Annotated in this window: 7 protein-coding genes and 1 pseudogene; 4 read left to right on the forward strand and 4 right to left on the reverse strand. The window is 53.4% G+C overall.

From position 1 onward, the window contains the following. The coding region (locus GO984_RS22645; protein WP_245231227.1) for an integrase core domain-containing protein at window positions 1-560 on the forward strand (560 nt) is incomplete at its 5' end. Window positions 561-590: 30 nt separating this feature from the next. Here GO984_RS22645 and GO984_RS22650 read toward each other — a convergent pair. Both GO984_RS22650 and GO984_RS22655 read right to left on the reverse strand, forming a co-directional pair. Further along, complete coding sequence (locus tag GO984_RS22650; protein WP_157024814.1) at window positions 591-2,117, reverse strand: AMP-binding protein; 1,527 nt, start codon at window positions 2,115-2,117, stop codon at window positions 591-593. Next, the gene (locus tag GO984_RS22655) at window positions 2,114-3,268 is read right to left on the reverse strand and encodes an acetyl-CoA acetyltransferase (protein ID WP_157024815.1); all 1,155 of its coding nucleotides are present in this window, start codon (window positions 3,266-3,268) and stop codon (window positions 2,114-2,116) included. The genes GO984_RS22650 and GO984_RS22655 overlap by 4 nt, the downstream gene beginning before the upstream one ends. Window positions 3,269-3,344: 76 nt before the next feature. Between GO984_RS22655 and GO984_RS22660 the strand changes: the two genes are divergently transcribed. Further along, on the forward strand, window positions 3,345-3,893 hold the full coding sequence (locus GO984_RS22660) for a LuxR C-terminal-related transcriptional regulator (protein ID WP_157024816.1): 549 nt from the start codon (window positions 3,345-3,347) through the stop codon (window positions 3,891-3,893). A 164-nt stretch (window positions 3,894-4,057) separates the two neighbouring features. On the opposite strand, the gene GO984_RS22665 is transcribed toward GO984_RS22660, so the two are convergent. Both GO984_RS22665 and GO984_RS22670 read right to left on the reverse strand, forming a co-directional pair. Next, window positions 4,058-5,062: a hypothetical protein gene (locus GO984_RS22665; RefSeq protein ID WP_157024817.1), complete on the reverse strand. Its 1,005-nt coding sequence runs from the start codon at window positions 5,060-5,062 to the stop codon at window positions 4,058-4,060. 447 nt (window positions 5,063-5,509) lie between these two features. Beyond that, window positions 5,510-6,046, reverse strand: coding sequence for a GNAT family N-acetyltransferase (locus tag GO984_RS22670; RefSeq protein ID WP_167740484.1), 537 nt, complete (start codon window positions 6,044-6,046; stop codon window positions 5,510-5,512). A 472-nt stretch (window positions 6,047-6,518) separates the two neighbouring features. Here GO984_RS22670 and GO984_RS22675 point away from each other — a divergent pair, with 472 nt between their 5' ends. Together GO984_RS22675 and GO984_RS23750 are read left to right on the forward strand one after the other, a co-directional pair. Next, complete coding sequence (locus GO984_RS22675; RefSeq protein WP_157024819.1) at window positions 6,519-9,878, forward strand: AAA family ATPase; 3,360 nt, start codon at window positions 6,519-6,521, stop codon at window positions 9,876-9,878. Window positions 9,879-9,930: 52 nt separating this feature from the next. Further along, window positions 9,931-10,135: pseudogene (locus GO984_RS23750) on the forward strand (IS3 family transposase); the annotation flags it as partial. Window positions 10,136-10,374: the final 239 nt, after the last annotated feature.

Here is a 10,374-nt window from a genome sequence, read left to right on the forward strand (position 1 = left end):
TGGAAAAGCCCAGTCGCCTTCGAACGGATGGTGGCTTAAACGAGCACTTGGGGCGGCACGAAAGCGCGACAGGTCCAGTGTATGCGCAGCATGCACGAGAGGGGAACATGAGGGCTGAGGACGTGACTGACACGCTGGACTTGGCATTGAAGGCATCAGGTTGCGACCAGGTTCATGTCGTCCACAAGCCACGCCTGCTCAGTGATAACGGCTCCAGCTACGTCTCGGGCGATCTGGCTGAGTGGTTGCAGGACAAAGGCATGAAGCACTCACGCGGAGCGCCATATCATCCCCAGACACAGGGCAAGATCGAGCGATGGCATCAAACCTTGAAGAACCGCATCCTGCTGGAAAACTACTTCCTGCCCGGTGATCTCGAAGCCCAGATCGAAGCCTTCGTCGACCACTACAACCACCAGCGCTACCACGAGAGCCTGAAAAACATCACACCTGCCGACGTCTACTTCGGACGGGACAAAGCCATTCTACAACAGCGAGAAAGGATCAAACAAAAGACACTCGAAACGCGCCGCTTGCATCACAGGCAACACGCCGCATAATCAAACCAACCAGATGAGCCAAACTTTCTCTTAGTTTAGGCTGCCTTTGGACCCAAAAACTCTGCCGACGCACACTTGCAGGCGTGCGCGCAGGTCAACTTTAAGCACCTTGCCGTAATTGTTTTTCGGCAGCTTCTGGATGAAAATGTACTCCTTGGGCCGTTTGAAACGTGCAATCTGATCAAGGCATAATTGGTCGAGTGCGGAGGGTGCGGCTGTGCCGACTACAAAGGCCACAACTTCTTCGCCCCAATCGGCGTCTGGACGGCCAACCACCGCAACTTCGGCTATATCGGGATGCGAGAGCAGCACCTCTTCGACCTCGCGGGGGTAGATGTTGGACCCACCCGAGATAATCATATCCTTAGAGCGATCCTGCATGGTGATGTAGCCATCAGCGTCTTTTGACCCTATGTCGCCAGTCCATAACCAACCATCGCGAATAGTGTTCTGCGTCGCTTCTGGGTTACGCCAATATCCCTTCATCACGGTGGCGCCGCGCACCACAATTTCGCCGGTTTCGCCCGGTGGAAGTTCTTGGCCGACTTCATCAAAAATGCGTACCAGAACTGCGCTTTGGGCGGTACCAACGGAATTGAGCCGTTGGCGCCATCGAGGGTGGGTGCGATCAGCCACATCGTGGCGGGTAAGGGCCGTGATGCCCATCGGGCACTCGCCTTGGCCATAGATTTGTACAAACCGTGTGCCCAGTGTTTCGACCGCATCAAGGATGTCGGCCTCATACATAGGGCCGCCCGCATAGCTGATGGTGCGCAACCCTTCGCCACTTTGCCCTGTCGCTTTGGCGTGATCTACCAAACGGCGCACCATGGTTGGGGCGGCAAACATCGAGATGCGGCCAATGGACTTGCCCAATGACAGGATCTCATCTGGTTCAAACCCACCACTTTCAGGGACGACATGGCGCGCGCCACGGATCACATGCATGAAGTTATAGATCCCTGCGCCATGCGACATAGGCGCGGCATAGAGGATGGCATCCTCTGCAAAGACCTCGTCCACATCGGTGAAGTACCCATAAGTCATCGATGCGACATTGCCACAAGTCATCATCACACCCTTGGGCTTACCGGTGGTGCCGGAGGTGTAGAACAGCCAGATCATGTCATCGCTGTCGAGTGACACGGGGCGCGTCATCGGATCAGAAGCCAAAAGCGCGGCCCAGTCCTGATCGTCCACGCATATCGCCGGTGTCGCGAGGTCAGGCCCAAGTTTGTCGTCGCTCAAACACAATGTGGCCGCTGCGTTTTCAAGGATCCAATCCGCTTCTTTCGGGTGCAGTTTGGCATTGATCGGAATGGCCGCAGCACCTGTAAACCACACCCCATACATGGCAATCAGATATTCAATCCGGTTGCCCATATAGATCGCAACCCTGTCACCTTTTGACACGCCACGCGCCGCCAAACCCGCACCAAGGCGTGCTGCGGCGTCGCGAAATTGGGCGTAGTCCATGTCGAGCGTTTCACCAATTAACAGCGCGGGGCTGTCCCCTTTCGCCCGCGCGGTGCGGTGCAGCCATTCAGCTGGGTTCATAAGCGGGGCTCCAAGATCGAACAGTAATTCGCAACACCAGAGCCGCCCATATTAAACACAGCAGCCAATTCAGCACCAGGTTTTTGCAATGCTCCGGCCTGGCCGGTCACCTGTTGTGCCGCCAATACATGCATGGATACCCCAGTTGCGCCGACAGGGTGCCCCTTGGCTTTCAGCCCGCCAGATAGGTTCACCGGCAAGGCGCCATCCGCCATCACAGTCCCAGCTGCAACAGCTTTGGCACCCTGGCCCGCAGGGGTCAGTCCCATGGCCTCGTAAATCATCAACTCTGCAATGGTGAAGCAGTCATGCACCTCGGCCAGATCAAGGTCATTCACAGTAATCCCGGCATCTTCATAGGCCAGCTCAAAGGCTCGGGCCACACCAGCCAGTTGGGTCATGTCACGGCGAGACATAGGCAGCACATCATTGACTTGACGGGCGGCACGAAACCCTGCGGCATGCGCGAAGCCATCGCGATCCTCTGCCACCATGACCAGAGCGGCAGCCCCGTCTGAGATCAAAGAGCAATCGGTCAGACGCAGGGGTGGTGCGATCAAGGGGTTCTTGTCGCTTGGGGTGTTGCAGAAGTCAAAACTCACCTCGCGACGCATCTGCGCTAATGGGTTTGACAGAGCATTGGCATGGTTCTTAACCGCAATCCGGGCCAGTGTTTCAGATTGATCACCAAAGGCCTGAAAATACCCATCGGCAATACGGCCAAAGATCTGGGGAAAGCTAACGCCTGCCTCTTCACCCTGATATGAGGCCCCAGCCAGCGCTTTGGTCACACCTTTGGTATCCAGCGTTGTCATCTTTTCCACACCGATCACAAGCACTGTCCGCGCGGACCCCGCCCGGATTGCATCCCGTGCTGCGTAGACCGCTGCCGAGCCAGAGGCACATGCGTTTTCAACACGGGTTGCGGGGGTGAAGCGCAGACGATTATCCATGCCCAGAACCAGAGAGGAGGCAAAGGCATCCGGCACCATGCCGCTGTTGAAATGCCCCAGCCAGATTCCGTCGATCTCAGCGGGATCTACTTCGGCTTTCTCTATCGCTTCTGCCGCTGCGGTCTGTATGAGCTCTTCGAACCCCATATCCAGCGCGCCAAAGGGGGTGTGCCCCCAACCAACAATCTTTGCGTCCATAAGTCCCTCCACTGCTTTGATTGCAGGGTAGCGGGGCATGTGCGACAAGATGATCCGTGAAAATACGTAGGTTTCTATGAAAGACGATCTCGAAACTCTTGTCTTTGATCATTCACCAGTTGGTTTGATCTATGCTGAAAACCGTGTGATCCGACGGAGCAATCCACGGTTTGCGCAGATGTTTGGCTATCGGAATGGCGAGTTAGACGGGCACTCTCTATCTAAGTTATACCCCTCAATCGAAGAATATGAGCGCATTGGCAATCTGGGCCTACGCAAGATGCATGGCTCAGGTGAATATCAAGACGAACGGATCATGAGCCGCCGTGACGGGGCGCATTTCTGGTGCCGGGTGCGCGGACAGTCGATGGATCCGCAAACACCCTTCGCACGGTCGGTATGGAGTTTTGCAGATATTTCGGACCATCGACCAATAGCAGATATGACCGCACGGGAACGGCAAGTCGCTAAAATGATGGCGGAAGGCCTGACCAGTAAAGAGATAGCGCGAGATTTGGACATTTCTCCACGCACTGTCGAAGTACACCGGGCGCGATTGTTAGACAAATTCGAGGCGCGCAATTCACTGGAGTTGATCGCCCGGTTGGCAGGTTTGCCAATTTAGGCTTGTGGCAACCCTCCAACGAGGGGTCATGTCGGATCTCAACACGGTTGAACTGTTCGACCTTGAGCCAAGAGGTACGCAAGTCGAAAAGTTCGATACATCGCAGGAAGTAACCCCGTTTGAAAATCGCGGCTTGGTCCCTTACCTTCAGAGCTTGACGCGGCCTAAGGACCCGAGAGCTCTCTCAACATCGCCTTGTGTGCAGTATTTTGGATTCTGTTCTCAATATCCGCGACTGAATCCCCCTCATAAATGCTGCTTGCTTCCATACTGACATCCAATCCAACTGGCTTAACAAATTCCAAGGTAAGATCAGGGAGGTCATATTTTTTTCCTGTTAGGTCCATATACAGATCGCAGACAGCAAAGACCGTTTTCCTCGGACCGATGGTAAACGTCTGCTCAGCTGCTTTAGTCATCTCTTTTTCAACTTCTGTGCCCGACCCTCGACTTTCTTCGACTGTTTCTTCATCTGTATTCTCAGCGCTGGCTGATCCGCCAAACCCGCCAAAACTGGCCTCGGCGGATGCGCTGAGTGTCAGTGTATTGGTTTGGCTATCAGTGCGAATAGCGTTGTCGAACACAGTGGCAGATATCGTTTCTTGGATTGAGAAACTCTGCGTGTGCTCTGAGTCAGAATCGTTGGTCCACAGGTAACCTTTGGACTGATATTTCATCGTGCGCGAGACCGCGTCACCATTGGATAAACGTGTTCCCTGACCCAAATAGGAAACACCTACCCGACTGACATCAGCTTCGCCAAAATCACCAGGCTCCCCCAGCACGGTATTTTCAAAGGGGAACTTATAATGTGCATCGTTTGGATCATTGTCTTTGAACCGATACATCAGGCGCACATTGTCTACCTTGATCGCATCGTCGCCGTGGTTTTCCAGCTTTACAGCGAGCGGTACACCTGTGTCATAGGACATCTCACTGTTGTCGGCCGCGTCATCTAATGGATCGACCCGCAGATCGAACCTGAAACCACTTTCCTTTTTGGGCTCAAAGCTATTATCCTGAAGCATAATGCGACCTGTGGTGTAGCGTTCCCCGAATATTTGGATCGAAATAGGCGATTTTGTCCCGGCCTTTGGTTCGTTGCTAACATCTACGTAGATCGTGATGCTGTTGGCTTTGGCATTTTTATGTTCATCAGCAGTTGTCATTCTAAACTCCAAGTCGGTCAATTTAGCCTAAAATTTCGCAAATCTTCATTTTATTTGAAGCGACGTTCATCGATTTTAATGCCGTTTTCAAGAATATGTTCCCCAGATACGCTATATCCTTGGTTGTGAGACTTGCTGGGGTGTCGAGGGATTGGTCGTTCTACAGAGTTGCCCAATTGGACTGCCCTTAGACAGATTTGTGGAGCCCGATGTCTCAGCGGAAGAAACGAACCGCCTTTTACTAGGAAAGCGGAGGACCTTGATTGGCGATCAAACAACCGAAGCCGGAAGAGATTGAGTATACGGTGAACAGCTGCTTTCACAGGCAAGAGTGAGAAACGAAATGCTGTTGAGCGGATAACGCCAAGGTTCGCTGCACAATGGCACCACGTCAACCAATGAAGGGCTGTACTGCGGATGCAAAACTTATTTCGTTAGTGGTGATTTTCAGTGCAGTGCCTTTTCCATAAGCAACCAATTCTTGGCATAAGTTTTCCAATTTTTGCGGATAACAGCTTCTACGGCGGTGGTTGTATAGCCCCGCTTTTCGTAAAACCGAATGGCGGTTGGGTTGGTGTCGATGACCACAAGACTAATATTGGGCCTGCGCGCTGATTTCCCGAGATACTCGGCAATGTCCATCAATTGCGATGCCAAACCTCTGCCAACGAATTCGGGGGCGGTCGCAATTCCATGCAAGTACCAGGACCCTTTTGCTTTCGAAAACAGTGACAACAGCGGCCTGAGCATATCATCCATGCCCGGCAGGTGTGGGTTCGGTGAATCTGCCATCTGATAAGAGATCAGCATCGCTCCAATCCTGCCATCAACATCGGCGACTATCGTATTACCCTCGTTGATAAATGCGCTTTGTGCCCGGCGTCCAAAGTTCTCTTTGGTTTCATCGCCTTCGGCCAATCTAGACCAAAGATGCTCGACAAATCCGGGCACGGTTGATTTGGCGAGTGGGAGGATTTCGTCCACGTCGCCAAGTGTAGCCATTTTGAAAGGCGGCTTGAGCACAATATCGGCGTTGGACAGAGCAATACTCCGCGAAAAAAAACAACAGGGAAGCGTTTGGTTAAATCATTTTAACACCGGCCCACTTGTTTGTCTGCAGCGGCTCTGTCCTGCCATTGAGCACCATGGTCGCGAGTGTCGGAAAAGGGTTGAAAACGTCGAAGGTGCGGATCCGCTTATGCCACGCAAGCTGGGTTCCGCCGTGAGGGGGGGGGCCTCGCACTTGCGGTCATCACTGGGTAGAGCGCGCAGTTTGCTGCGTTTCGGTTTAGCCTGTCCTCTAAAATGCATAATTTCGCGCACAGGCTAGCAATAGAGGTAGCAGCCGAATTGAATGCAAACAAAAGACCACCAGTTTTTTGACTTTGGGCTAGTTTCTTTGCCGTGGACCCAAAAGCACGCGACCTGAATTGCAATTTGTAGTAGGGAATTTGATTTGTCTGATGTTTCTAATTGGCTGACACAGCTCGGAGTGGAGAAGTACATCTCTGCCTTTCAAGATGCAGAAGTTGACTTTGAAATCCTTCCGGAGCTCGTCGAGGAAGACCTGAAAGAACTTGGGTTGCCGCTGGGACCTCGTCGTAAGGTCTGGGCGGCAATTCAGCGGCTGAATAGCGGTGATGACGTTTCCAAGCCAGAGACACCGGTCCAGAAAGCGAAACCCACATCCCAGGTAAATCCTCCTTCGCCGGTTTTGGAAGCTGAACGCCGTCATCTGACGGTCATGTTTGTCGATCTGGTTGGGTCAACGGAAATGGCTGTGGGTACGGATCCTGAAGACATGCGCGAGGTGATCACCGGGTATCAGAACACTGTCGCGGGTGTTGTGGCCCGCTACGAAGGGTTTGTTGCCAAGTTCATGGGAGACGGTGTGCTGTGCTATTTTGGTTGGCCCAATGCCAACGAAGACGACGCAGAACGGGCGGTGCGGTCTGGGTTGGACATCATTGCAAATGTCAAACGATCTGTCGGGCCGGATGGTGTGGCGTTAGCGTCGCGTGTTGGGATCGCGACCGGTGTCGTGGTTGTTGGGGATTTAATCGGGAGCGGCGCAACGCAAGAGGCTGCTGTTGTCGGCGAAACTCCCAATCTGGCGGCGCGGCTTCAGGGGGTTGCGCAGCCTGATCAGATTGTTCTGCCGCAGGAGACGCTCAGCCTGCTGGGAAATGTGTTCACGTTGAACCCGCTTGGCAGCCATGATCTGAAAGGTATTGCCGAACCGGTTGAGGCCTTTGGGGTGATCGGCGAGAATACCAAACAAAACCGGTTCGAGGCGCGCCAGCTTGGTGCGCTGACCCCAATTGTTGGACGTGAGCGGGAAACCGAACTGATGCTGGAGCGATGGTCCAAGAGCCTATCCGGTCAGGGGCAAATGGTTTTGGTTAGTGGAGAGGCTGGTATTGGCAAGTCGCGCATCACCCGTGCGGTGATCGATGCCATAGCCCAGGATGATCACATTCGCATGACGTATCAGTGCTCGCCTTATCATACCGACAGTGCATTTTATCCGATTATACAGCAGCTTTCGTACGCCGCCGGGTTCAAGGCGACCGATGATGTCGAGGCCCGATTGGACAAGCTGGAGGCTTTGATCGGCTCCGATGCCGAGACCTTGGGGCTGATTGCGCCGCTTTTGGGACTCGATGGGGACGGACGGTACGGTGTGTTAGGTCTGTCGCCGGCCCAGCAACGTGCCCGTACCATGAAAACACTGGTCCGGTTGATGAAGGGGCAGGCGCAGGCCAAACCGCTCCTTATGGTTTTTGAAGATCTGCATTGGGTTGACCCGACGACTTTGGAATTTCTGGATCTGGCGCTTGAAGAAATATCCGGTCAACCCATTCTGCTTTTGACCACTGCACGCCCGAACTTTGAATACGGCTTTGGCGGGCATCCCATTGTCACTCGGTTTGCACTCAACCGGTTGGGCCGGGATCAGATTGCTGCGATTGCGGACAAGCTGACGGCTGGAAAGTCCTTGCCCGATGAAGTCATCGATATCATCGCCAGTCGAACCGATGGAGTACCACTGTTTGTCGAAGAACTAACCAAAACGATACTGGAAACCGGAGTTCTCAGGGTTGAAAATGATCGGCTGGTTTTGGATGGCCCACTTGATACATTGGCAATTCCCAACACCTTGCATGACAGTCTGATGGCACGATTGGATCGCTTGCAACCCATCAAGGAAGTCGCACAAACAGCAGCTTGCATCGGACGTGCGTTCGATCACCATCTGCTGGCAAACATATCACCTTTGCCGGAGACCGAGCTAACGACAGCTCTGGACGGTCTGATCAAGGCTGAATTGATCTACCGCCGTGGGCTGCCACCCGAGGCAACATATCTTTTCAAACATGCGCTGGTCCGCGATGCGGCCTATGAAAGCTTACTGAAAGAGCGTCGTCGCGGTATTCACACCAAGATATTGGCAGCCCTGGAAAATGATGTGGACATTGCGCCCGAGGTTCTCGCCGTCCATGCAGAGTCCTCTCGCCAAATAGAACGAGCCATTGATTTGTGGGAGTCTGCGAGCAAAGTCGCCATTGCACGCCCGGCTTTTGATGAAAGCATCTTACATCTGAGCCATGCAATCAGGTTGATAACACCGCAATTGGAAACTGGTGACACCACCGTGTTTGAGCGCGCGCTGACACTCCAGGTTCAGCTTGGGATGACACTGCTAGCACGCAAAGGATATACCGCCGACGAAACCTTGGCAGCATTCGAGCATGCGCTAACTTTGGCAGACAGGGTTGGTGAGACACCAGTACGGTATTCAATTCTTTACGGGTTGTGGATCGGAATGGCGGCGCGCGGGCGGCTTGAACAGGCATGGCCACGTGCGGAAGAATTGATCCTTCAGGCAGAAAAATCACCTGAAACAGCCCCGTTGATGGTCGCCAACCGGATCGCCGGCGCTTCGTGCTGGCTAATGGGTGATTTTCCCAGGGCGCGCCATTTTCTGGATGTTGCATTGACACATTTTGATCCTATCGAGCACAAAGATCTTGGAGCTCGGTTCGGCCAGGACATTGGAGTATCTCTTCATATTTTTATTGCTCTCAATGAGCTTACACTTGGCCATTCCCGCGACGCCCGGAGCAATGCGGACAAGGCAGAGCTGCTCGCTGAAACCACTAACCACGTCAACACTATCTGCTATGCATTGTGTATCCGAGCCATATTTAGCTTGGCGGACCGTGATTATGTGACTGTAGAGCGCTGTGTGGCCAAACTCCTCCCGATCACTGAGGAACATAGTCTGAATTTGTGGTTTTCTATCGCGTTGATGATCAAGGAGATTTTGGTGGCGAGAACCGGCGACAAATCCAGTTTGCAACGGTTTATCAGTGCGGATGACATGTTGGGTGCAACAAAATTCAAAATGTTCATTCCTGCGTTGCGTGTTGAATTTTCTCGGGCCTTATTAGTCATGGGCTTAACAGATCAGGCAGTTGGCCTGGTCGACAGGGCCCACACAATGATCATACAGACGGGTGAGCAATGGCCGTTGTCGGATCTTCACCGGTTGCGGGCAAGTTTGGCCAAAGCAGGCAACGATCTGGAAGCGGTTGAAAACCACCTCCAAGCAGCCCTTGATGTTGCCTGCCGCCAAGGTGCCAAGATGTGGGAACTGCGCGCCGCCATCGACCTTGCCAGTCTATGGCGTGACGCTGGCCGTACAGAGGACGCCATCGCATTACTCAGGCCCATCTATGACTGCATGGACGAAAGTGACTGCCCCGAAGACCGCGCCGTTGCGCAGGTTATGATCGTGGCGCTCACCGAGTAAACCTAATGTTAAAATCAGAATTGCATCGTCTAATTGCACCCGACGGTAATCTGAGCTCTGCAATCAGGTTTGGTCGTATAGCTTCCTACCCCCAGAACAGACAATGGCAGAGCCGTTAGGTGCTCAATACTTAAGATGAACACAGCCAGGAATGTCTTTCGATCCGTGTGAAACGAAAGTTGAAATCGACCGAAGTAATCGACGCTCTGACGGATCTATTCGCCCTGCGAGGGGTGCCTGCCTACTACAGGTCGGAATTGCCCCAGTGAAGGCGCCATTGGTTCGAGCCAAATGGGCGACAACCCAGAGAGTCCATCGCTGAAGCCGTCAGGGCCTGGGTAGAAACGGAATGCAGTTGGTTGGATATAGGGGGGAGGAGGAGTTCAGCCGATCCAAACAGGCACTCAGCTTAACGCGGCCTGGGTTTGGTCGATTGTCCTAATCTTATATACGAATATATAGTCGTTGCATTCCCTGGATCGCACAATCTGAGACT

It is taken from the genome of Parasedimentitalea huanghaiensis (assembly GCF_009753675.1).
Taxonomy (GTDB): Bacteria; Pseudomonadota; Alphaproteobacteria; order Rhodobacterales; family Rhodobacteraceae; genus Parasedimentitalea; species Parasedimentitalea huanghaiensis.

Coding starts and splice junctions, on each gene's coding strand:
- GO984_RS22650 (WP_157024814.1), bottom strand. CDS start 2,117: ATGAACCCAGCTGAATGGCTGCACCGCACCGCGCGGGCGAAAGGGGAC.
- GO984_RS22665 (WP_157024817.1), bottom strand. CDS start 5,062: ATGACAACTGCTGATGAACATAAAAATGCCAAAGCCAACAGCATCACG.
- GO984_RS22655 (WP_157024815.1), bottom strand. CDS start 3,268: ATGGACGCAAAGATTGTTGGTTGGGGGCACACCCCCTTTGGCGCGCTG.
- GO984_RS22660 (WP_157024816.1), top strand. CDS start 3,345: ATGAAAGACGATCTCGAAACTCTTGTCTTTGATCATTCACCAGTTGGT.